The following is a 23,032-nucleotide window of genomic DNA, read 5'->3' on the forward strand; positions in this document are numbered from 1 at the left end:
ATTTGGAAAAACAAAACATTAATAGTTCGCTTGTATTTAAGAGTCTGGCATTTATTTTTAAAACCACACAAGTTTTTTTGAAAATATTGTCATAATCATATTGACCTGAAACGCAGAAATCGATTATTAACCCCACACACTTCTCTCAACTCTCAAAAAATCAAATCAATAATTCATATCACTAACAATCGTCTGTTATTTTTGCCGCATGGCAAACATTCAATTGCATTTCGTTTTCTAGAATCCTGATTTCGCATACGAAATTCGTATGGCACTAAATCCGGATTTCGGACTAAAATCCTATCCACTTTTAGATAGCGAGTTGGAAGTCATGATGACTCCTCAAAATAAACATAATCAAAGTTGGTGTTCTGGCTTGAAGGAGGGACCTACATTGGGCAAGGCATTTGGAGTACTGGCCTGTACGACGCTGATCGCAGCGTCAATGTGGCTGGCCAATCTTGGCAACACGACCAGGAAGGTCGCTGCTGATGTCGAGAATGATGGCCAGTCGATTGCGGGGCGTCAACAACGCTCGGCTCGTTACTATCTGAGTCTGGGGACTCGATATTACGAGAGAGGACAATTCGCTGAAGCGGTAGAAGTGCTTGAACAAGCTTCTGTCTCTCCAGGTCGTTTGTCATCTGCAGAGTTTCGCAAAATGAACGACTATCTTGGTCGTGCTCGACAGCGAGCTGCAGCACCTCGGGACAAACGGATTGTCAGAGCACAGTCTCCCGCTGCCGACACCAGTTATTCCACTAATTTCTCCAGTGGGGCAGGGAAGTCGCTCGAAGATCAGAAGCAACTGGCACGTCAGTTACTTCAGTCTGCAAGTGAAGACCTTAAACTGAATGAATTTGCAAAAGCCCGCCAGAAAGCCGGACAGGCTGCATCAATGCGGCTGGAGTATGGTCCGTTTGATGAACGACCAGAACAGGTACTGGCTGCCATCGCTCGCGCAGAACAACGAAATCAGAAGAGTGCTCCGATTCAGCAAGCCGGTGGCTTTACTGATAATCGGTCGAATATCATGCAGGTTGCTAACGTTGAAGAATCTGCTGATAGTAATCCGTTCTCCAATCCTACCGCCAATCCGTTTGATGGAAGTCAGACGAAAAAACTGTCGGAAAAAGAACAGGCCTCTGTGCTGTTAAAGCAGGCTCGTCAAGCCTTAAACGGCGGTCACTATGATGATGCTCGAAACTTGGCGATCCAGGCACAGGATTATGAGGTTGCTTACAAACTGTTCGAAGAACGTCCGCAGCACATTCTTTCTGAAATTGAACGGAAAACTGGTGCTAAGATCTTTGCTGGTCAGTCAACTCCTTCGATGCCAGTCGCTCAATCTAATGCTCAATCTTCAGATAATGATCAGTCTGCAAAACTGTTAAAGCAGGCACGTGCTGAATTACAATCAGGTCACTACGACTCTGCACGCGAACTGGCACTTCAGGCAAGCAATCTGGATGTTGCATATCGACTTTTTGATGATCGTCCTGAATTGATTCTCGATGAAGTTAAGCGGGCACAATCAAGTGGTTCTCTGGCAGCGACTGGTTCCAGTCGTGCTCAGAATACGCCGGTTACAGTTCCTCAAGGTTCATCTAAAACACAGGCGACAGAATTGCTACGCCTGGCGCGTCTGGATATTAAACAACGTGATTTCGACGGTGCCCGTCAGAAGGTGAATCAGGTTCAACAAATGCGGGTTTCTTATGACCTGTTTGATGACCGCCCTGAACTGGTACTGGCAGCCATCGATCGGATTTCCGATGAAGCAGCCATCATTTCAGGGATCAAAGGCCTGCAGCAGAATCAGGATGCTGTTCGTCCTCGGATTAGTCGTTTGATGGAACAGGCTCAACTCGCTTTGCAGCAGGGAAATAAAGACGAAGCATTGATGTTCGCTTCCTCTGCTCAGAAACTGGCTCAATCACTTGATCTTCGCTTCTCAAACACAAATGAATCGCCTGCCGCATTCATTCAACGTGTGGGAGTCAGCTCTGAATCCAGACTGAATCCGGGAACGTCGAGAACAACTGATGGAAAATCGAGTCCAGAATATGCACGTCAACTGCTGGCCTCTGCCCGCAAGGATCTAGCCAATAACCGAGTGGAAGAAGCACGTCAAAAGGCGGAAGCCGCACAAAAAGTAGATACCGCGTACACACTGTTTGAAGATCGTCCTGAACAGGTTCTGGCCGACATTCGTAAAATGGCAGGGCAACCTGGTGGACTTTCACCGGAACAACTTTACGCCACAGAAAATGAGCGTAAGAAACAATTCTCACAAAAACTGATTGCTCAGGCCAGAACAGACCTGAAAGCAAGACGATTTGAAGCTGCTCGTGCGAATGCACAAGAAGCATTGCAGGTTGGCGTTGAATTCAAACCGGGTGAAGACAGCCCGCAAGCCATTCTGCGTGATCTGGAAACCAGAATGGGAACACAACCCACTCAGGTGACGCGTCGAAACAATAACACTGCCAGTGAGATTGCCGTGATTCATCCCGGTGCCTCTGCTTTAGAATTGTATAACCTGGGAATGGAACGGCTTTCTGAAGGAAATCGTGAAGCCGCTTATCAGGCATTCTTAGCCGCTTATCAGTCTGGTGAAAAACTTGACAACCATCGTGCACAACAACTGCAGGATGCCGTTCGCGAGTTGGCACCTTCACGGTCCGACAAGATTCGACTGGTTAAGAATCAGAGCTCATCCTCAAATCCGGTAGCAGACGCTAAGGAATCGAGCACGATTGATCTGGTGGAACAGAAACAGGCTATTGAGTTCAGTCGCCTGCGATCTGATGTTCTGAATGCGATCTTCAAAGCAGAAAGAATGCGTGAGAACGCTCCGACAGAAGCTTTGGAAATTATCGACCAGACGATGTCCAAAGTAGAAAGTTCCAGCCTTAACAAAAAAGCAACAACAACTCTCATCGGTTCGCTGCAACGAACTCGTGAATCCATTGATTCCTTCCGCAAACAGGTTGCTCCTCTGGAAGAATTAAAGAGACGCAACCAGGAAGTGGAAGAACATATCTCTCAGGAAATCAAAACTCGAATTCGGGTTGAGCAGGAAGTTGCCGAGCTGGTTCAGAAGTTTAACGAGTTGATTGAGCAACGACGTTACGCGGAAGCCGAAGTGGTTGCCAAACAGGCCAAAGACCTCGACCCACAGAATCCGGTCGCTGTCACAATGGAATGGAAGGCACGCTTTATTCGACGTGAACAGTCAAATAATGATATGCGTGAACGCAAAGAACAGAACGTCTGGGGTCAGCTGAACGACGTGGAAGAAGCATTGGCAGACGCCTATACTCCTGACATCAAATTTGGTCATGATGCCAAAGAATGGGCCGAGCTCACAAAACGTCGTGACAAGTACCATGCGAAAAATCATACCCAGAAGACAGAAAAAGAAATCCAGATTGAAGAGAGCCTGGATCGTCCGGTAAATCTTCAGTTTGAAGATGAATCACTGGCAAACGTGATGAATAAGATTCAGACACTCACGGGAATCAATATCTTCCTGGATGGTCTCGGTCTGGAAGAGGAAGGCGTCACCACTGATGCTCCTGTGACGATCAACGTCAACGGGATCAAACTCAGAAGTGCGTTGAACCTGCTGCTGGAACCATTGAATCTTTCCTACACGATTGACAACGAAGTATTGAAAATCACCAGCCGCATCCGTCAGCAGGGAACGTTGAGAACTGAAACGTACCCTGTGGCAGACCTGGTGGTACCGATTCCTAACTTTGCCTCCAGCGGCAGTATGGCAAGTAACCCTTACAGCCAGATTGGTGCTGTCAGCTATGGATCAGGTATTGGTGGTAATCAAGGCGCACCTGGAAACTTCCAAGTGGCAGACCCTGTGATGGGCGGAGTGCCCGGATCCAATCCATGGAGCAGTGGCGGTGCCACATCACAAGTTGCTGGCGGTGGTTCTAATATCGACTTCGATTCATTAACCGAACTCATCGTCTCTACCGTGGAACCCGATTCCTGGGAAGAAATCGGTGGTGCAGGCAGTGTGCGTCCATTTGAAACAACCTTGAGTCTGGTGATTCGTCAAACACAAAAAGTACACGACGAAATTGCCAACCTGCTCGATCAGCTGCGAAGACTGCAGGACCTGCAGGTGACGATTGAAGTACGCTTTGTCACTGTCTCCGATCGATTCTTCGAGCGAATTGGTGTCGACTTCGACTTCAATATCGCAGATACCGTTGGCAGTCCGACTGTTGACAATAGTGGAAACCCCGTCCCCGCCTTTGGTCAGGTCGATCTGCTCCAGGGAGCAAATCAGAATGGTGGTCAGGGGGGTCAGCAAGGTCAACAAGGCCAAACGACGTCAGGGCAGACCGGTGGACAGGGAGTTGCTCCCTTCAGTGATCCACCTACGAGAACTTTGCTCAACTTCGATAACTGGCCCAAAAGTGGTACAGTCGTCGGGATGGCTTCGCCAGAATCGTTTACACCGGACCTCGATGTTCAGTTCCGCCAGGGATCATTTGAAATCGGTGTTCCTGAATTCGGAAGTTTCAATGCAAACGCTGGTGTGAATGTTGGTCTGGCGATTCTGAGTGACATCGAAGCCTTCTTCTTCATCAATGCTGCTCAGGCAGATGAACGATCTAACTTGATGTTCGCACCGAAAGTAACACTCTTCAACGGTCAGGTTGCCTTTGTGACCAGTAATGTATCACGGCCCTTCGTGATCAGTCTGGTGCCTACAGTGGGTAACTTCGCTGTCGGATTCACACCTGTGATCGCAAATATTCCGGAAGGGGTCTCACTGACTGTGTCAGCTGTGATCTCCGCAGACCGACGTTATGTACGACTCTCCGTTAATCCGAACTTCACCAACGTGACCGATGTGTTTACCTTCTCCTTCCAAGGGGGCGGTGGCGGCGGCCAGCAGGGTCAGCAAGGCCAGCAGGGTGGCCAGCAAGGTGGCCAGCTTGGTCAGCAGGGTGGTGGAAACTTTGGTAACGGTGTTGGAGCCGGTAATGGTGGTATCGGTGGCCAAGGTGGTGCTGGTGGCCAGCAAGGTGGTCAACAGGGACAACAAGGTCAGCAAGGTCAACAAGGGCAGAATGGTGGTGGTGGCTTGGGAACAACCACCATTCAGCAGCCTGTTGTGGAACAGGTCACGGTGACTACGACAGTCAGCGTGCCCGATGGTGGTACTGTGCTCCTCGGCGGTGTGAAACGACTCCGTGAAGGACGTAGTATGGCCGGTGTTCCGATTCTGAATAAACTTCCCTACATCAGTCGTCTGTTCAAGAATACTGGTGTCGGTCGTGAAACCGAAAGTTTGATGATGATGGTTACGCCCAGAATTATCATTCAGGAAGAAGAAGAGGAAGCTCTCCTCGGGTACTAAGGAATGGAAACGGGATCGCCTGTCGCAACAGGTGATCCCGGGAAATTGCAGATCGCGGGATCTGCAGAGGGGCTGATCGTCAGCAGCCCCGGGCTCTGGCCGTCGCGAATTCTCCCCCCCCCTGATTCGCGGCGGCTTTTTTTACGTAGACACACAAATTATGACTTTGCTCCACGAGCCCGGCTGAAGAACAGGGAATCGCTCTTGTGACAACCACCGGAAATCAATTAGACTTTTACCGGCGTAAATGGAATTCCCTGATCAAGATTCGGTAAAAGGAACTTTTGGTGTGTCTGCATTAAAAACATATCTGATTGTGGCACTGACATTGGCTTCAACACTACTTTCAGGAGCCATAACCGAGGCAGATGCCAAGGCTCCCGAAAAATACCGTGTTAAAATGGAGACGACCAAAGGCACGTTTTACATTGATGTGACTCGCAAGTGGTCTCCCAATGGAGCGGACCGGTTTTATGAACTGGTGAATTCTGGTTTTTACAACGATTGCGCTTTTTTCCGGGTGATCGACGGCTTCATGGCGCAGGTGGGCATCAATGGAACCCCTGCTACACAAGCGAAATGGCGAGATCAGACCTTTCAGGACGATCCCGTTGCGAAACCAAATCTCCGGGGATATGTCTCATTTGCAAAAACAGGCGCTCCCCATTCGCGGACGACACAGTTCTTCATCAATTTCGGCGACAATCGACGCCTGGATGGATATGGTTTTGCTCCCTTTGGTGCCATTTCCCATAAAGAGATGAAAGTCGTCGATGCACTCTATTCCGGATATGGTGAATGTGCTCCTTCCGGACGTGGTCCCTCACAGCAGAGGATGCAGCTGGAAGGAAACCGGTACCTGAAACAGGACTTTCCTCGTCTGGATTACATCACCAAAGCTTCGGTCCTGCAGCGCTAAAAACAGGCAGACTCTTTTATTTGCTGGTCTCGTCTGTCAAATGCGGTTGAATAAACAACGCCTTTTTTTCACCCGGCAAGGTAAAATCAAAACCACAGTTTTGGAAAAAGACGTCTGAGGAAGTCACGACCATGACTTCCAGGATATTGCGCTGGCGGGCTCTTTCCAGGCAGGCGGTTACCAGCTTTTTACCGACTCCAATCCCCTGCCGATGTTCGGCGACGACCAGACTGCGGATTTCCGCTAACTTCCGTGAATAAATTTCCAGCGAGGCGAAGCCGACAATTTCGTCTGTTTGTTCTACAGCCACAAAGCCCGTTTCCACCAGGATATCTAATTCTTCCGAGGTGCGAGGTAGAATTTTCTCCTGTTCCACAAAGGGGACAATAAACTCAGCCAGCTTATCAATATCATCCGGCTTTGTAGAACGTATGTGAATCTGATCGGTCATCTCAAAAGATCTTCATATAAGTCATAATTTTTGAACGGAAACACGGCTTCACTAACCTGCCCCGGGGCGAATGCGAGAGCATCATCACTCGTGGAATGCCGGGATCCGAAACTCCAAAATCAGAGAAATTCGGGGAAATCCCGCACTCTTTTTCTGATCTCGTGAAAAGTAAGACACCTTGATGGTGCAACCTGCTGGTCTATTGGTTATGTTATCGAGCAGAATCACATCTGTGAATAGGGCCGCAGTAAAATTGTTTGCCTGAAAATAAGGTATATTCCCCATGAAAAAAATTCCGTTTTTAATTTTGTGCAGTCTGATTTGTCTCTCTTTTTCCGGTTGTGGCAACAATCTACGACAGGGAGAACAGTCCGAGCCAAACGAAGGCACTGCAAGAATGCAATCAGCTAACTCCTCTCAAACAGAAATGGATACTCAAGTGACTGACGAAAGTGCGCCTGGCTACTTATCGACCCCATCGGGATTAAAATATCGTATCGTTCGTGAAGGCAGTGATAAAAAACCAGGCCCTCAGGACAAAGTAACTGTTCACTATCGGGGAACACTTGAAGACGGAACGGAATTTGACAGTTCTTATAAACGGGGAGAAACGATTTCGTTTCCTCTCGGCGGGGTAATTCCAGGCTGGACAGAAGGCCTGCAGTTAATTGGTGAAGGCGGCGAAGTCGAATTGATCATCCCGTCTGAACTGGGATATGGAGCCGCAGGTTCTCCTCCCGTGATTCCCGGCGGTGCCACACTGCATTTTAAAGTAGAACTCTTTAAAGTAAATTAGCTGAAGTCGCTCAGTCTCAGCCAGTTTTTTCTATGCCTCTACCCGCGCGTAATTCAGGAGAGAAACAGTGACTCACTGTTGGCATGATGTGATTCCCGGGGAAAATTTACCCCGCGATTTCACTGCCGTAATTGAAATTCCCACTTTTTCCAAAGTGAAGTATGAATTGGATAAAACCACGGGCCTGCTCAGGCTGGACCGCATGCTTTACTCTGCCGTTCATTATCCTGCTAACTATGGGTTCATTCCCCAGACTCTGGCCGAAGACGATGACCCGCTTGACGTATTAGTGCTCTGTCAGGAACCAGTTGATCCGTTGACGATTCTTGATGCCCGCGCCATCGGCGTGATGACCATGATCGACAGCGGTAAACCGGACCATAAAATTCTGGCCGTTGCCGTCAATGATCCGGAATATAATCCGTTTACAGAAGCATCGGAACTTCCGCCACATCGTCTGGCGATGCTGCGACGCTTCTTCCAGGATTATAAAACACTCGAAGGGAAGACGGTTGAAGTGGAAGAGTTTCAATCTGCTGCTGCTGCATTTCCTATTATTGAAGACTCACTGCAACGCTATAGCAACCAGCGACGTCGCGGCTTTCTATAAGATTGGCCCGCGTTCCGCCAAAAAGCAAAAAGCAGCTATTTCGTTCGAGAAATAGCTGCTTTTGTCGTTGGTCTGGGTGTCTTCAGATATTGGATTAAATCGGGTTGTCCACACGCACCTGAGCCGTTGGGATGCGGATTCTCTGCAGTGTCGCTCTGATCTGTTCTTGAATTGTGGGGTTCAGTTGCTTAAGTTCCTGAGTGAAGATCTGGTTGCCCATAATCTGATTTACATTTAATTTCGGGCGATTTCCAATATGGTGATCAAGTTCCACCATTCGGACAGACTTTTCTTTCGTGCCTCGACTCAAGAAGACGCGAACGAAGCGTACATTTCCCTGCATATGCCCTTTCATCTGGAAGCGAAAAGTGGGCTTGCCCTGCAAAGCCATTTTCAGCTCTTTCACACGCTCGTTAATCATCATCTGCACATGATCAGGCAGATCAATAATTTGATTGCTGATCTCAACGGGATTCCCTTTAAAGTGGTGTGTCTGCAACGTGTCATTATCGTCCTGGTAACTGACTTCCACCGAATACCCCTTCTGCAAACTGCCAATAAACAGCAAAGAAAGGTTATGGGTCGTCGTAACTGGGATATGACTCATGCCTAAAGGTAGCTTACGCCCCAACAGGTCTGTCTCAGTAGAGCGAGAGGCAATCGGACCATCCTGCACCGCATTCTGAACCGGCTGTGTCCTGGGCCGCGGATTTTGATTTGTTGCCAGCAATGGTTTCTGACCAACCGGACTAATCGAAAATTTATGAAATCGAAACAGTTTCTGAGTGAGTGTGACTTCAAGCACCTGATGCTTTGAAGCCCGGATGACACCAAATCTGACCAGACTTCCTTTTTTGGAATTCATGACAAATTCGCGTAACACTTCTGAGGAAGTAATGGCTTTGCCGTTGAAGGTGGTCAGGACATCAAACATTTTGATTCCCGCCTGCTGGGCAGGGGACTTAGGCAGCACCAGTTTCACGCCGACTCCCTGACCGGCCTTCATCATCGTATTGAGCTGGGCAGCCAGAGCAGCGGGAATCGGTTCTGTCACAATGCCGACAAAGTTTCGCTGTTCTGTTTCTCCAGTCGGACGACTGGTGATAGTGAACTTCCCTTTAACGGCATCTGTGTTTGTACCGTCAACGGGACGCATCTGTTTGGGTTGAGAGGCAGTCTCCGTTTGTGTTGTTTCAGCCTGACCGGGTCTCTTTGCTTCAAGGGGCAGCTCATCAGCAAACGACTGTTGTGCTGCCAGCAGAGAGAAAACGATACCGCTGAAAAAGAACCATTGATACTTTTTCATTGTTCTGCCTTGGAAATGTTTCAAAAAAGACAACTCCCCTGCTTCAGAAATCTTAAGCAGTTCCTGAGTCGGAAGTCTCTTCTTTGTGGCCCGTATTCGAATTCCTACTTATTCCGCTAACTGATCTCTTCTTGTGCTTACTCGCTTTTTATTGCCCGGTGGATTAACGCTACTGACCATTCCAGTCTGACTCTTCCTTGATCAAGGAAAGGCCGGCTTTATTGACGGGAACAAAGTCGATGGTTAATTCCGGCATCGACATCTTTACATTGGCCCCTGTTTCGGGGTTCTGAACGGTAAAATTTGTCCAGGAAAGTTCGGTCCGTTGTTCAACAGGACCCAACTCGGTGTTGTAGAGTATGATATCAATGGAATCTTGTATGGTTTTATCGACTTCGGATGTCATCTCGATAGGCGTACTGCCGTGATCAACGACGGCCAATGCCTTCGATTCGATAAGGTTCGAAAACTGAGGAACCCTGTATGGCTCTGATGGTTGCGTCGGCACAGAAGGAGCCGGCGTTTCCTGTATCACAACAGGTACATTATGGGGCACTGGCTGAAATTGGGTGAATGCAACCATCCCGATGATCAGGCACGCACAAACGGCAGTCATCAGATAACGCAGCTTGAACTGTCCCTGGTGTTGTTTTTCGAATCGATCAGGTACGCCGTTTCCCAAGTGTGTGATCTGCCTGAATCGTTTTTCAAACTCTTCATCAGAAATCTCGGGAAGCTCCTGCAGCTCGAGAGGCATTTCCTGTTGGAAATATTCGCGCAGGACACTCTCCAGCTCATCATCATTCTCGAGCATTCCTGAAGTGTCATACGGTTTCATGATCTATCCCCACTTTTTCCAACTCTTCACAAAGCCGCTTTCTCGCACGAGAAAGCCGCATATCAATCGCCGACGTAGACGTGTCCAACGCGATTGACATTCGTTTCGATGACCATCCTAGTGCATAACGAAGTACGAGAACCTCACGGTCCTCGGCTCGAAGTTGTTGAAGCGATTGCCGGACTCGGCTGTTTCTCTCTTCTTTTTCCAGATCTTCTGACGGATCTGAATGTTTACCTACAATATTATCTAAAAAATCTGCAGGCCTCGCTGCATGGTTCTGCCGTCGGGCATAATCACGCAGCCAGTTTTGAGCAACAGTCAAAACCCAGGCCCGGATATTTCGAATTGACTCGACTTCTTGAGATTGTAAACGTACGAACGCTTCCTGTAGCGCGTCATATGCACGATCCGCGTCAGAGCATTGAGCATACAGTAATGCCCAAATTTCTCGACCTTCACGCAAATACACCGCCTCTATTTCTGCCGACCACCGTTTGGCCTGCTTATCAGGCATGCAAATTCCAATACGCTAGAAGAGGGAAATCTAAGTCTATTGGAGAGTGTTAATGGCTTCATTTCATTTGCCAGCTTAACAACACTCGGCTAACTCACATGCATTAGAATAGACGGAACCCCTACCAGAATCTAACGTCGTTTTAGGATATTTCCCGTTTCCTGAGAGATTCGACAGGCTCCTGCCATCAGCCTTTAACAGTCGTCGCTCGGATCTGGATTCATGAAAAATCCAGATCCTGTTAAAACATAACGACTTAAGTCAAATATCCCAGCTCAACGGCAGACATTTCTCGCTGATCCGAATTTTCCGGGAAGTTCTATTATTCCGGCGGGATCACCAAGTATGTCAGTTAGTTTATGAGAGCCAGCCTCACATTCAACCACCTGTCAGATTACTGAATTTCGGAGAACGATAGCGGCTCCAGATACCATTTTGTGATCTTGGAAACGGTTCCCTTATACTTGTCCATCTTCTTCATCCGGTCCCACTCGGGGTGATTGATAAATCCTTTCCAGTGTTCGTCGTGGGCTTTTCGATTCGGCCCAGACAGCATGTAGGTCAGATTCGGAACGTCATCGCCAATCAGCATCTCGCCAAAGAAGACCGGGCTCAGTTTGACGTTCTTCATGATGTCAATTTCACCGGAATTGAACATGTCCACTTTTAGACGAGCCAGATTCGCATTGCTGCTCTCATAGGTCCGCAGCTCAAACAGGTGCGGGCCTTCTCCTTCCGGAACTTCGAGGACCGGCATGCCACTGAAGGCTTTCATCAATCGGCTCTCAATCCGGCTGTAAGCAGCCGATTTATTCGGCAGCGCGAAAAATGTTTCGGCGGCTTTGTGGTAGGCCGCGTCTTTTTCCAGAACATCATTCACAGCAGAAAACTGGTCCAGGGACTTGAAGGGAATCAGCACATACAGCGAGTGATCGTCTTTGCCATCCATTTCCTTAAAGACGCCGACGCGGTCGATGCCCTGCCGTTTCAAAGCGGGTAACAACGCATTTGCCAGATAATCGCTCACGAGCTTCTGCTTGGCGGCGTCTGCAATCCGATACGTGCGCAGTTCAAAAAACTCTTGCTTCTGCTGTGGCGCTGCGGAGTGAGCCGTCTGTCCCAATCCCAGTGCGACTGCCGCTCCCACACTGCCTGCTAAAAACTGCCGTCGATCTGTTGTATTCTGTGTCATGATGTTCCTCGTTTCGAGTTCGTAGTGATGGAGATGATCACTTCCCGCTTAAACGTCGACCAATCAGGGATTGACCGGTGCGAGAATACGGGAAGCCTGCTGGGGGCTGTGATGAATTTTATTTTTTGCCACAACAACTTTGTCCGGAAATTCAATCGTGATCGGCTCTCCGGTATTCGGATTCGGCTCATAAAACGGTGCGCCGGTCGAAGCAACCGTCACGCGGATTTTATGTCCTTTGTTAAAATTTTGGCTCAACCAGCCGATATTAAACCCCACCTTGTAAACGTTACCCGGCTCCATCAGTTTTTGTTGTTCAAAGCCGTCCCGGTAGCGGGCGCGTCGGATCATATCGATGATCAGGATCGAACGTCCGTCGGGATAAACATCGCTCACACGCACAATAAAATCGGTGTCTTTTGCAGACGAAGAAACCAGTAGCTCCGCTTTCACATTGCCGGTCCACTCGACCGCTTCGGCCAGCGTATCCGTCGTGAAGGTCAGAACGTTTTCCTGCTGTTCCACAACACGGGCATCGCGGGCACCAGGGAAGCCACGCCCTTCAATCTTCTCCGGGTTCAGCGGATCAGCAATCAACTGAGTAAACGAATCACCGGCGGATGGCTTCGAGGTCGCTAACTTACCGCCAGCCTGCAGATAGTAGGGTGTTTCCGTAACCGGGATCGGCCAGTCATTCGCTGAACGCCAGACATTTCCAGGCGCGCCGGGCTCACCCACCGCCCCCATCACGTAGTACCGCACGTTGGGATCTTTCGTGATGCCGTTCTCCACATCTTTCAGATAATGGTCGAACCAGCGGATCATCTCGGCCACCACATCGAACTTCGCATTTTCGGGATACAGCATCTCGGCGACTTTGTTTCCCTTGTTGGTTCGACCATGCAGCCAGGGGCCGATATACAGTTTCTGATGGCCGCGGGAATTCGGTCCCCCTTTGTGCTGGCGTCCGATATAACTTTGAATCGAACCAACGCACATATAGTCGTACCAGCTGCCGACGGTGAAGCAGGGGACGTTCATCTTGTCGAAATGCAGCGTGCAGTCTTCGTCTTTCCAGTACTCATCATAGTCAGGATGCGAAAACCATTCGGCCATCACAGCCCGGTTGTGTGCAGGTACGCGACAGACCGCGTCCATGCCCTTAAACCGATTCGGCTTCCCGGCCCCGCCGATAAAATAACCTTCGTGATACAGGCTCAGTCCGGTATCGATCATGAATTGGCAAACCAGATGCGGCGGCTGAGTGACGGCCAGATAGTTCTGAGCATAGCCCCCCTGCGAACTGCCGAAGGTTCCGATCTTGCCGGTCGACCAAGGCTGTTTAGCCAGCCATTCGACGACATCGTAGCCGTCCCGTTTCTCGCCCCACTGCAAACCGCGGTAAGCGATCCAGGTTCCCTCGGAGATCTGGGAACCCCGATAGTTGACCGCACACACGATATAATCATGGCCCGCCATTTCAGCAAAGGAGAGCCGCGAGCCTTTGCCGCGCAGACTGGCGTACCGCTGTTCCATCAACACCGGCCAAGGGCCTTTTCCTTGGGGGATATAGAGATAGGCGGACAGTTTGACGCCATCCCGCATGGGAATCATCACATGTTTTTCGGTGACCCCTTTGTCAAATTTGAGCGGCGGTGCTTCCTGTGCCGACAGGGCAGGGGAGAGTATGAGCAGCGAAAGCATCATCAGGCAGGCGTTGGCCAGTTTTAGCATGGAATTGTCTCCGGCTGGAAGTTCAGGGCGGGAAATTATCTTCTTCGATTGTGGCTAACCGCCGCCGATTCAGCAAGCATAAACGCCGCTGGATCTGAAGACCCGACCGTGATCCGGTATAAGTGTCAGAACTGACATACCCGCTATTTTCGTGGGATCAGTGTGAATTCATCCCGTTGTTTCCGCTGCCCGTTCCGGCTGGGAAATCAATTTTTCAGCGATGAAATGGGGGCTGAATCCTTTCGAAAACCGAAAAAAGGGGGTATGCTACCGCCAGAGCGGGTCTCAAAGTTTTTCCGCGAGGCCCCTCAAAACGTTTCCCGCCAGGCGAACCTCAGGCACGTCTGATGAATCTATGCTGATAGTATCCGGGAACACCGCCGCCGTAGCTCAGTTGGCAGAGCGACGCATTCGTAATGCGTAGGTCAGGAGTTCGACTCTCCTCGGCGGCTCTTTTTCTGCGCCTCAACTCACCTGTTTGTTGTCTTGGCTCTTCACAATCCTCTTGTGTACTCAAAAGCGTAGGAGTTTAGGACGTTCAACAATCCCGTTGGTTGAATTTCATTATTGAACGCTCCCCCTAAACAGCATTAAAAGCGGCTTCCGGTCAACAGGTTGATATCGGTGTCGGTCACACTGCGAAATGAATTTGTACCGCTGCAGGATGTTTAGGGACGTGAGTAACGCGGTTCGATTGTGGCTTAAATAGAGACACAGTGAATCGAACGTAATGCCATCGCAGGTCGCGTCATAGTGCAGCTTAATAGCTTCGAAGACGCGGTGGTTTCTCTTGCTCAAAATTCTTATATAGTGGGGCATGGTCTCACCTCAACGCGCAGGGGTAACGACTCAAGCACAGGCGCGCAAATTCCCTGTGATTGACTTTCTAAGTTGTGTTGGTCCGGATTCCGAACAGACCAAAAAGAAACGCGGATTTAATAATCAATCGTGATCATCTACAGCAGATCACACGCGGCCGCCACCTGGCGAAAATGGGAGTAGGTAGGCCCAGAGTATATCTAACGTTCAGGCGGCCGCAATGCAAAACCGAGAGGAATTTTCAGATTGTTTTCTGACAGGTTGAGAGGTGCATTATTTCCCAGGAAATAATGCAGTACACTTGAGACTTGATTTGCATACATTCAGACAGAACAATAAATCGAGATGATCGCGATAGCGAAAGCAGATACGCTTTCAACAATAACAAAGAAAAAATAAAGCTGTGCAAAGAAGATCAATTCTTACATCAAATTACATGTTACAACGATGATGTCCGAATCCCCTGTTTTTTCTGTGAGATTACGCGTTCCTCTTCAGGATGTCCCAGAAAGGGATGGTTTCATTTCATTGGATCTCAGAATTGGCTCTTAGAAATGAGGCGTTTTCTTGAGCGTTTCAATTTTTTCCAGTGCAGCCGTGACTTCTGGATCGTCAGGATTCATTTCCTGGAGTATGCGATAGCTGGTTTCTGCTTCCGGGACGAGATTGTAGAACAGTTGGGACTTTGCCAGTAGCTTCAGAATTTGTTGATTCAAGGGAGCTCGCATGTGGGCCTGTTTCAGTAATTTGAGGGCCTTGCCTGGAATTCCCTCTGATTCGTAGATTGAGACCAGTTTTAAAATCGCTGTTTGATGTTGTGGCTCCAATGCATCTATTATGTCTGTGTTCTTTTGGGGATTGAACTCGAATATGTCGGCGAGCGATTCTTCCAACTGGATCCTGTCGCGTAGTTCATTCGCTTCGGCATTCTTTGCTCTCACTTGCTTCAGCGCTTCTACGGCCTGTGGAGTATGCCCTTCCAGTAAATGCAGTCGCGCCAACATCACGTGTGCCTGATCAAGCTCCGCTTGACTTGCCTTGTCTGAATCTAAGACTTTTTGTGTGAATTTGAGAACCCGGTCGAAGTTTGACAGCTTCCAGTATTCTTTTGCAACGAGAAGGTTTCTACCAGGATTGTCTGCTTCTTTGGATGGTGCTGTTGCTTTGTTTTTGTTCAACTGTTGTTGTGCTAAGGTCCCCCCCCGTCGAATCGATTGACTCACTGACGACTGTCCCGGCATCCGCGACGCTTTGGAAAATTCCTGCAGCGCCTGTTGATAATTACGCTGTCCAATGTAGGCCCAACCCAGGAAATTAACGATACGGACATCACTGGCCACTGGCAGCGTCTGGACGAATGAAATGGCTTCGTCATATTTTTCTGCCTCCAGTAATCGACCGAGATAGGCGACCTGTGCCGAGACTCGATTCGGAAATTTGTCGAGCACCTGTCTGGCACGATTCATCGCTTCGTCTTTTTGCCAGTATTGATGCCGAATGGTGCCTTCATAGTTCGGTTGCACTTCGATGATCTTGACTCCTGATTTTGTGTAAACGGGAGTCAGGCGGTAGACCAGATCATTGTCCAATAAGTGCCACGGGAAGGCACCGGCTGAGTTTTTGTCAAAACTAACCAGATAGCGAGGCGAGAATGTTTGAATCAATTCATGAAGTTTGGGTGGGCTTGTTTGCTCAAAATAGACCAGTTTCTGAAAGCGATGACCGGTGGTAGCAACATCGTTTCGGCGTGTGAAAATGCGGGCGTTCTCGGGCGAGTTCTCTTTGATCCAGTGACCGGCTTCGACAAAATTACTATAGTGACTGGAAGGGAACTTCGTTTGATAAAAATCCGTTCCCTGGGAGAGCAGTTGCTGATTGGCATAAATCAGGTTGTAATCTGTAATCGACTGGGCGCAGAGCATCGTAATGCCGGGTACGATTATGATTCCCGTTAAGACTTTTTTCGTGAATGTCGTTGATGCTGCCAGGTGATTGAAAAGGGCGAGAACTCCCACAGGCAGAAAGGCCAGGATGACTGGTAACAGCGGCAGAATATATCGCGGCTGCATCCAAGGCCATAATGCCAGAATTCCGAATGTGATCGCAACATAGAGCAAGCTCACGGCTCCTCCCTTGTTCCAGAGTTTGAGCATGCCATAAAGGGCGATCGAGAGAATCAGGATGCTGGCAAGATAATAAATGAGTTGTGGTCCAGGCAGTACATGATTGCCGTCCAGCAAAAATCGTTCATAACGCGGAACCCCTCCCGGCATATTGGGGAACAGATTATTGCACAGACTTTCAAAGTGATTCAGACTTCGATTCATCATCGAAAGCAATGTGCTGCTGAGGCCCGCTCGCCGTATTTCATCAAACGTCGACGACGTATAAATGTCGGATTTTAGCGAGTTGTTTCGCAGTATCCACATTGCTGTCGCTGCGATAGAACAGGCAACGCTCATCAGATAAGGCCAGCGTTTTCGTTTGAAAACAGCCCAGACAGCGATGGCCAGAATCAGTGCAACACCAATCGTCCGGATGAATGGGAGAAACATTAATAAGCAGGTCAGCAGAATCAAATGACGTTTTTTGATCGTGTCTTCAGCATTGGAAATGAGATACAGAATTGCCACCGTAAACGCCATAAACGGAATTTCACTCATGATGATGGTGGAGAACAGTACGATATAGGGATTGGTAGCCAACAGGAGTATGACGAACAAAGTCAGCCAGCGGATGGTACGATTTGAAACGGGAGCGGTTTCGACCGTGAAATGTTCCAGGCGCGACATCCATGCATACAGCAGCGCCAGCATGAGCAGGCCTGTCAGAATCACCGTGATCTTGGCCGCGATGGCACTATAGGGAGCGACTAAGGCAGCCGGAATCAGCAGCACCGACATTCCCGGCGGTCGTTGTGTGAAATAAGGGGCTCCCGGGAAATCGATTTGGCGGTATTCGAAGTCGTTCACCAGTCCGCGTGCCATCAAGACGTAGTCGGGACTATCCGGGGAATAGAAATAGATCTGATTTAACCGCGCCACTGACAGGACGCCAAAAAATAACAAGATCGCAATCATCAAATTGCGAGTTCGATGACTCTCAGATCGTAATAAACCACTCATCGTCATTCCGTAAGCCGAGACCGTGAATTGAAAAATAGTGCTGAAACAAACCAGGAAAACTCGATCTGGCGTCAGAATCGCAAGTTTCAATCATACACGGGGTCAAAGGCTCTGGCGAAGCTTTTTCCAGGGATTCTGATCGATTCCTCAGTTGTGGCTTCAGCGAACAGCACAAGCGGGTAAAGTCAACACACGCCACAGCTTAGTTGACAGAGCAACACATGCGTAAAGCGTCGCTGAGAAGTTCGACTCTCCACGGCGGCTCTTTTCTGCCGCCGCTCGTTTTATTCGTAGATACGTCCACTTCTAAAGTGGTGATTCGGCTCAAAAAAAATTCGGTGGCGGTACGGGCGGTATTATTCTGAACCTTAAAGGCCCAGGCAATCACATGGACGGCGACTCGCCAACTTTCTACTTCGGTCTTTAATCCCAACGCGAGTTGGCGACTCTGCTTCACCACAGAAGTTTGTCCAACTTCTGCGGGTTGGACTTGACGCCAATCACAGTCGGTTTTGGCGACCGGACGAGCATAACGCCGCGGCTCCGTGTGAAACGGATTGTTATGTTGGTTTTTGTTGAGGTATCGCGCTTCGATTTACTGTGCCGCCGTTTGAGGACCAAAAACGCATTGGGAAAGACCATTCGTTGGAGTAGAAGTGCGGACTTAATTCATTTCGCCGTTCAGCAATGAACATATCGGAAACCGGAAGGCCGGTCACCCTAAGCACGTCAGCATACGACAATGATTGCAGCACTTCCTTCTTAAAGAACTTGTCACCACCAACCAAACCCTTGCAGCATGCAATCAGGTCTTTCAATCCAGAATTAGTCGGCAACGATTCGATCGATGCCAGTAACGGTTCAAGCCATGGGGCGGATTTTGCAGGCTTTCCAACGTGATAGTCCAATGGCACGGCCAAGTCGCACCATAAATACGCGAGATCATCTCTCTCAATCGCCCCGCCACGGAATAATTTGAGAAACAGGTTGCGGGCAATTTCGACCATGCCCACTCCTTTTCCACTCCACTCGAGTGATTTGATGCGTGAGGTGTTGATGCCACGCAAGTAATGATATGACGCAAATTCAGAGACATATCCGTAGTTTTTGGTTACAGCTGCAAGAGTAAAATTTGCCCAGACATGATTGATGGATTGAGCAGCATGCGATTGACGCAAGTCTTTCGACGCGCGATCGAAGTCGAGCGTAAAATCAGGAGGAATCGCTAGCGTTTCGGCGATCCAGTGAAGTTGTTTCTCAGCAGCTCGTGAGAGTTTAGAGTTATTGACCCATCCGATAGGTTCGTTTCTGAATTCCGTGTCATAATCCCACGTGAAATTCGCCAATGCAGACACGAGTTCGAGTTCGACGCCAGAGGCCTTTGCCAAGCTCTTGAGCTTTCGACGTGCCGAATCAGATTGGTTGCGTTCATCGAATGACTTGGCCATTTGGAAATGTCTCAATATTTACAGGATAATGCCCGCGAGGTACGAGCGTCGCCTTTGACGCGATTGTGATACGATTTCTCAAGATCCAAACTACGGCATCTCTTCCGAATACTTTAATATATCGCCGACAAACAGCTCAGAACAACAAATAGACTAACGAAAATATAGATAAACGAAAACGGCTCCAGTTCAACTGTTTCTTAGACAATTCGTTTGGCGATGTTGCAGGCGATTCGAGTCTTCTCCAACGCCAAAATCAGTCTCTGCCGCCGGTCTTCATCAACCGGGGCAATAAATGGCTTCTCTACAAGCGTGTCAGCCAACCCAGCATAGCGTGCTGCCAAATCCTCTCGTGACGAGTCGTAGGCTCTGAAAATCAGCCCGGGGCGATACTGGATGTCTTGCCTGCCAACGATAGTCTCTGCCACGATAAGATGATCTCGCTGTGACCGCATCACACCCTCGATTGATGAAGATGCATCCAATAGAGGCTCAAGTTGGTCGTGGAACCTTCCATCGAGTACCAGCGTTGTGACGGCTGAATGAATCGCCCACAATTCCTTGCGGGGAGTTTCGCCCGACTGGAGACGATCGAGTGCGGATAAAATCTCCTCGCGCGTCCACTCTGTCTCCTTGGATTTGGGGATATTCAGCCCCCGGTACTCGCTATATCGTTGAGGGATCTCTCGGGACATGTGAAAGTGAGAGCACCCCATCGATTGGAAGTAGCGCTTCGCCGCGTCAACACTCGTGATTGGTTCGTCGACTTCCATTTTATTGAGCTAACAATTGATAGACAGAACTTGATTCTATCTAAAGCTATCAGGATTTCTGTCTATTATCAAATGACACTATATGGACTTGTTCAGGGAAGCCCGATATGACAGCGGGGGTTGATTCTCTTCTCTCTATCAGGATCACGCAGCATGACCACTGCCGTTTACCGATCGCCCCAACTCCTTGACCAGTTGCGAAATCAGTTGCGAGTAATGCACTATGTCTGGAAGACCGAGCAGGCTTACGTGATGCTTGCCGGCGGCTTAGCGTTCGTTTCAACACGGGGCCGCTCAGTTGCTTGCCGTCTGATTCAAGTCGCATTTCTTTCGCGAGAGATGGGAACGTTAATGCGTTCATTCCCTCTGATTGTCTCATTTTTGAAAGAATTATGATGATTTTGTCGCAGATCCATTTAAAATGACGAATTGCTGAGGGGACTCTGTTCTTTGGTCTGCTGCCTCATGTTTCTTTTTTCTACTCTTTTCTGATCATTCTGGAACGCGTTCAATGTCCTGTTTTTTAAAACGCTTGATACTGGCTGGTTGCCTGCTGGCAGGCTGTAGCGGAGGGGCCGATCTCGCTTGGGCTCAGTCGACGACGCGGAAGACTGATGCGGCCGGTCACCAGAAAGTGGTGGCGCCGTTCTTGCAGAAGTATTGTCTGAAGTGCCATAAGTCGGGAAGCAAGGACAATGAGTTTCGCGTGGATGCGAGCCTGACGAATGATTTTTCTGATCCGACCAGCACAGGAAAATGGGAAGAGATCGTCAATGTACTAAACGGCCATGAGATGCCGCCCGAAGGAGAGCGGGCACCCAAGGCGAAGGAAGTAGCGGAGGTAGTGGACTGGATCACGGCGCAGATTGTCAAAGCGGAACTGTCGAAACGGGATTCTTCGATTGTGCTGCGTCGACTGAATCGGGCCGAGTATCGGAATACGATCCGGGATCTGATTGGCATCGACTTTGATCCGGCCGGTTTCCCGCAGGACTCGCCTGCCGGGGGCTTCGATAATAATGGCGGGGCACTCACGCTGTCGCCGTTGCATTTGGAACTGTATCTGGAAGCCGCGCGGAAGATACTGGATCTGGCGTTGGTAGAAACGAGCCAGCCCCCCATTTTGAAATGGCGAATTCAACCTGATTCTGGTGATTCGGACCGGAACCGGGTGAATTATGATGGGCAACGCATCATTGTGAACGGCGGCAAAAACCGGGTTGAGAATGGCTTCAAGGTGCTGCATCACAATAGTTGGGATAAGAAACTCAACGCGCGTGATTTCAAATTACCCTACGCCGGTAACTATTTGATTCGAATCCGTGCTGCCGGGAAAGTTCCGGGTCGGGCGGCCGTGGTCGCATCTGCGAAAGCGGCGCTGCAACACCGGATGGAGCAGCAGAACAAAAAGAATCCGAAGGGCGCCAAATGGACGAAACAACAACTTGAGCGGGATCTGAAACATTTTGAAACCGACTCAATGTATGACTATGGCTATCCCCGCTTGAAATTCACGCAGCATTTGGGAGGGCAGCCTAAGGTACTGGCTGAACTTGACATTGATGCGCCGTTGTCACAGCCGAAGGTTTATGAATTTTCCGGTTACTTCTCTACGGAAAAAGCGGGGGTCACAATTGAGTATGCGTATGACCTTCCCCGCGCTCTGGAAAACTTTTGGATGCAGACCGGCGATCAGTTTGCCCGTCCGGAACTGCATGTGGACTGGATCGAAATTGAAGGGCCGCACTATGAATCGTGGCCGCCCGCCAGTCATCGGCAGATTATGGGACGCCACACGAACAAGCCCGGTGATGAGCGACAAGCGGCGAAAGAGATCATCAGTCAGCTAATGCGGCGGGCGTATCGCCGTCCTGTAACCGAGCAGGAAATGGAAGAGAAGCTGAGGCTGTTTGTGTCCGTTCGTAAAGACGCACCTTCTTTTATTGCCGCTCTCAAGGCGCCTTTGATGGCGGTTCTGGTCTCTCCTCATTTTCTGTATCTGGCAGAAGCACCGCGCGCCACGGGCGCTGGTGCCGATAGTCAGTTGGGTTCACGCAAATTAAATGACTATGAACTGGCGTCCCGGCTCTCGTATTTTCTCTGGTCGACGATGCCGGATGAAGACCTGCTGAGTGCGGCAGCGAATGGCAGATTAACACAGCCCGCCGAATTAACGCGACAGGTAGATCGAATGCTGGCCGATCCCAAAGCGAGTGCGTTCACGAAAAACTTTGCCGGTCAATGGCTGGGGCTAAGGGAAGTCGGAGCGAACCCGCCGGCCGCCGATTTGTATCCCCGCTATGATCGTCATCTGGAAACGTCGATGGTTGCCGAATCAGAGGCATTTTTCTCAGAGATTCTGCAGCATGATATCAACATGATGAATCTGGTGAGTTCTGATTTTGTGGTGGTGAACCAACGCATGGCCCGTTTTTATGGAATTCCCGGCGTGAAGGGAGATCACTTTCGCAAAGTGAGTGTGCCCGCGGGCGTACATCGCGGCGGAATTGTGACACAGGCGTCTGTGTTGACGATCACCTCCAACGGCACGCGAACCTCACCTGTCAAACGGGGGACGTGGGTCATGAAGAATCTGCTGGGGTTAGATCCCGGATTGCCGGTGGCGAACGTGGGAGATATCGCTCCTAAAGTTCCCGGCATCGATAAAGCCACGGTTCGCAAACGCCTGGAAATTCACCGTGAACTGCCACAGTGTGCCCGCTGTCATAATAAAATTGACCCGCTGGGTTTTGCGCTGGAGAATTTTAACGCCGCCGGCGAATGGCGTGCGCAGGAAGGCTTTGGTTATAAAGGTCGAATTGGTTCGAATGACCCTCGCATTGATGCATCGGCGAGTATGCCGGATGGAACCACATTTGTCGGCGTCGATGGCTTGCGAGATGCGTTGACAAAACAGGAAACGCTGTTCCTGAAGTGTTTGAGCGGGAAACTGTTAACGTACGCTTTAGGGCGTGAAATGGGTGTTGCCGACAATCCGACGGTGGATCAGGCGGTATCCGAAATCAAGCAAAACGATTATACTCTGAGATCGCTGATCAAATTTGTGGTTCTCTCAGAACCGTTTCGGTCGAAATAAAAAGACGCCGAT

17 protein-coding genes and 1 tRNA gene are annotated in these 23,032 nt (G+C 49.5%); 7 read left to right on the forward strand and 11 right to left on the reverse strand.

Annotation, left to right across the window (positions count from 1 at the left end):
* Positions 1 to 394: 394 nt before the first annotated feature.
* Entirely contained in the window at positions 395 to 5,395 is a 5,001-nt protein-coding gene (locus AAC022_RS13310) for a hypothetical protein (protein WP_339731636.1), read from the forward strand.
* Here AAC022_RS13310 and AAC022_RS13315 read toward each other — a convergent pair.
* Complete coding sequence (locus AAC022_RS13315; protein WP_339731637.1) at positions 5,392 to 5,550, reverse strand: hypothetical protein; 159 nt, start codon at positions 5,548 to 5,550, stop codon at positions 5,392 to 5,394. The genes AAC022_RS13310 and AAC022_RS13315 overlap by 4 nt on opposite strands.
* 134 nt (positions 5,551 to 5,684) lie before the next feature.
* Here AAC022_RS13315 and AAC022_RS13320 point away from each other — a divergent pair, with 134 nt between their 5' ends.
* Entirely contained in the window at positions 5,685 to 6,314 is a 630-nt protein-coding gene (locus AAC022_RS13320) for a peptidylprolyl isomerase (RefSeq protein WP_339731639.1), read from the forward strand.
* Positions 6,315 to 6,330: 16 nt separating this feature from the next.
* On the opposite strand, the gene AAC022_RS13325 is transcribed toward AAC022_RS13320, so the two are convergent.
* Positions 6,331 to 6,765 (reverse strand): GNAT family N-acetyltransferase, encoded by a 435-nt coding sequence (locus AAC022_RS13325; RefSeq protein ID WP_339731641.1) that lies wholly within the window; start codon positions 6,763 to 6,765, stop codon positions 6,331 to 6,333.
* A 283-nt stretch (positions 6,766 to 7,048) separates the two neighbouring features.
* Between AAC022_RS13325 and AAC022_RS13330 the strand changes: the two genes are divergently transcribed.
* Both AAC022_RS13330 and AAC022_RS13335 read left to right on the forward strand, forming a co-directional pair.
* On the forward strand, positions 7,049 to 7,561 hold the full coding sequence (locus AAC022_RS13330) for an FKBP-type peptidyl-prolyl cis-trans isomerase (RefSeq protein WP_339731642.1): 513 nt from the start codon (positions 7,049 to 7,051) through the stop codon (positions 7,559 to 7,561).
* Positions 7,562 to 7,628: 67 nt separating this feature from the next.
* Positions 7,629 to 8,171 (forward strand): inorganic diphosphatase, encoded by a 543-nt coding sequence (locus AAC022_RS13335; protein WP_339731644.1) that lies wholly within the window; start codon positions 7,629 to 7,631, stop codon positions 8,169 to 8,171.
* A gap of 94 nt (positions 8,172 to 8,265) precedes the next feature.
* Here AAC022_RS13335 and AAC022_RS13340 read toward each other — a convergent pair whose 3' ends face one another.
* The 5 genes from AAC022_RS13340 to AAC022_RS13360 all read right to left on the reverse strand — a co-directional run bounded on the left by AAC022_RS13340 (position 8,266) and on the right by AAC022_RS13360 (position 13,758).
* The gene (locus AAC022_RS13340; RefSeq protein WP_339731646.1) at positions 8,266 to 9,477 is read right to left on the reverse strand and encodes a PDZ domain-containing protein; all 1,212 of its coding nucleotides are present in this window, start codon (positions 9,475 to 9,477) and stop codon (positions 8,266 to 8,268) included.
* Between the two features lie 169 nt (positions 9,478 to 9,646).
* On the reverse strand, positions 9,647 to 10,315 hold the full coding sequence (locus AAC022_RS13345; RefSeq protein ID WP_339731647.1) for a hypothetical protein: 669 nt from the start codon (positions 10,313 to 10,315) through the stop codon (positions 9,647 to 9,649).
* Entirely contained in the window at positions 10,302 to 10,832 is a 531-nt protein-coding gene (locus AAC022_RS13350) for an RNA polymerase sigma factor (protein WP_339731648.1), read from the reverse strand. The genes AAC022_RS13345 and AAC022_RS13350 overlap by 14 nt, the downstream gene beginning before the upstream one ends.
* 394 nt (positions 10,833 to 11,226) lie before the next feature.
* Positions 11,227 to 12,024, reverse strand: coding sequence for an NIPSNAP family protein (locus AAC022_RS13355; RefSeq protein WP_339731650.1), 798 nt, complete (start codon positions 12,022 to 12,024; stop codon positions 11,227 to 11,229).
* Between the two features lie 63 nt (positions 12,025 to 12,087).
* Positions 12,088 to 13,758, reverse strand: a complete 1,671-nt coding sequence (locus AAC022_RS13360) for a CocE/NonD family hydrolase (RefSeq protein WP_339731652.1) — start codon at positions 13,756 to 13,758, stop codon at positions 12,088 to 12,090.
* Positions 13,759 to 14,137: 379 nt separating this feature from the next.
* Here AAC022_RS13360 and AAC022_RS13365 point away from each other — a divergent pair.
* A tRNA-Thr gene (locus AAC022_RS13365) sits at positions 14,138 to 14,210 on the forward strand.
* A gap of 915 nt (positions 14,211 to 15,125) precedes the next feature.
* On the opposite strand, the gene AAC022_RS13370 is transcribed toward AAC022_RS13365, so the two are convergent.
* From AAC022_RS13370 to AAC022_RS13385, 4 genes are all read right to left on the reverse strand, one after another.
* A complete protein-coding gene (locus tag AAC022_RS13370; RefSeq protein WP_339731654.1) occupies positions 15,126 to 17,702 on the reverse strand; it encodes a hypothetical protein in 2,577 nt (858 codons plus the stop codon).
* Positions 17,703 to 17,904: 202 nt separating this feature from the next.
* The gene (locus AAC022_RS13375; RefSeq protein ID WP_339731655.1) at positions 17,905 to 18,159 is read right to left on the reverse strand and encodes a hypothetical protein; all 255 of its coding nucleotides are present in this window, start codon (positions 18,157 to 18,159) and stop codon (positions 17,905 to 17,907) included.
* Between the two features lie 103 nt (positions 18,160 to 18,262).
* Positions 18,263 to 19,150 (reverse strand): hypothetical protein, encoded by an 888-nt coding sequence (locus tag AAC022_RS13380; protein WP_339731657.1) that lies wholly within the window; start codon positions 19,148 to 19,150, stop codon positions 18,263 to 18,265.
* 200 nt (positions 19,151 to 19,350) lie between these two features.
* Entirely contained in the window at positions 19,351 to 19,845 is a 495-nt protein-coding gene (locus tag AAC022_RS13385; protein WP_339731659.1) for a hypothetical protein, read from the reverse strand.
* Positions 19,846 to 20,076: 231 nt separating this feature from the next.
* Here AAC022_RS13385 and AAC022_RS13390 point away from each other — a divergent pair, with 231 nt between their 5' ends.
* Together AAC022_RS13390 and AAC022_RS13395 are read left to right on the forward strand one after the other, a co-directional pair.
* Positions 20,077 to 20,319, forward strand: coding sequence for a hypothetical protein (locus AAC022_RS13390; RefSeq protein WP_339731660.1), 243 nt, complete (start codon positions 20,077 to 20,079; stop codon positions 20,317 to 20,319).
* A 115-nt stretch (positions 20,320 to 20,434) separates the two neighbouring features.
* The gene (locus AAC022_RS13395) at positions 20,435 to 23,020 is read left to right on the forward strand and encodes a DUF1592 domain-containing protein (protein WP_339731661.1); all 2,586 of its coding nucleotides are present in this window, start codon (positions 20,435 to 20,437) and stop codon (positions 23,018 to 23,020) included.
* Positions 23,021 to 23,032: the final 12 nt, after the last annotated feature.

Source organism: uncultured Gimesia sp. (assembly GCF_963976445.1).
Classification (GTDB): Bacteria; Planctomycetota; Planctomycetia; order Planctomycetales; family Planctomycetaceae; genus Gimesia.

What these genes read in the sequence shown, in the direction of transcription:
- AAC022_RS13325 (WP_339731641.1), bottom strand. Translation starts at nt 6,765, where the DNA reads ATGACCGATCAGATTCACATACGTTCTACAAAGCCGGATGATATTGAT.
- AAC022_RS13330 (WP_339731642.1), top strand. Translation starts at nt 7,049, where the DNA reads ATGAAAAAAATTCCGTTTTTAATTTTGTGCAGTCTGATTTGTCTCTCT.
- AAC022_RS13340 (WP_339731646.1), bottom strand. Translation starts at nt 9,477, where the DNA reads ATGAAAAAGTATCAATGGTTCTTTTTCAGCGGTATCGTTTTCTCTCTG.
- AAC022_RS13345 (WP_339731647.1), bottom strand. Translation starts at nt 10,315, where the DNA reads ATGAAACCGTATGACACTTCAGGAATGCTCGAGAATGATGATGAGCTG.
- AAC022_RS13350 (WP_339731648.1), bottom strand. Translation starts at nt 10,832, where the DNA reads ATGCCTGATAAGCAGGCCAAACGGTGGTCGGCAGAAATAGAGGCGGTG.
- AAC022_RS13355 (WP_339731650.1), bottom strand. Translation starts at nt 12,024, where the DNA reads ATGACACAGAATACAACAGATCGACGGCAGTTTTTAGCAGGCAGTGTG.
- AAC022_RS13360 (WP_339731652.1), bottom strand. Translation starts at nt 13,758, where the DNA reads ATGCTAAAACTGGCCAACGCCTGCCTGATGATGCTTTCGCTGCTCATA.
- AAC022_RS13370 (WP_339731654.1), bottom strand. Translation starts at nt 17,702, where the DNA reads ATGAGTGGTTTATTACGATCTGAGAGTCATCGAACTCGCAATTTGATG.
- AAC022_RS13380 (WP_339731657.1), bottom strand. Translation starts at nt 19,150, where the DNA reads ATGGCCAAGTCATTCGATGAACGCAACCAATCTGATTCGGCACGTCGA.
- AAC022_RS13385 (WP_339731659.1), bottom strand. Translation starts at nt 19,845, where the DNA reads ATGTCCCGAGAGATCCCTCAACGATATAGCGAGTACCGGGGGCTGAAT.
- AAC022_RS13390 (WP_339731660.1), top strand. Translation starts at nt 20,077, where the DNA reads ATGACCACTGCCGTTTACCGATCGCCCCAACTCCTTGACCAGTTGCGA.
- AAC022_RS13395 (WP_339731661.1), top strand. Translation starts at nt 20,435, where the DNA reads ATGTCCTGTTTTTTAAAACGCTTGATACTGGCTGGTTGCCTGCTGGCA.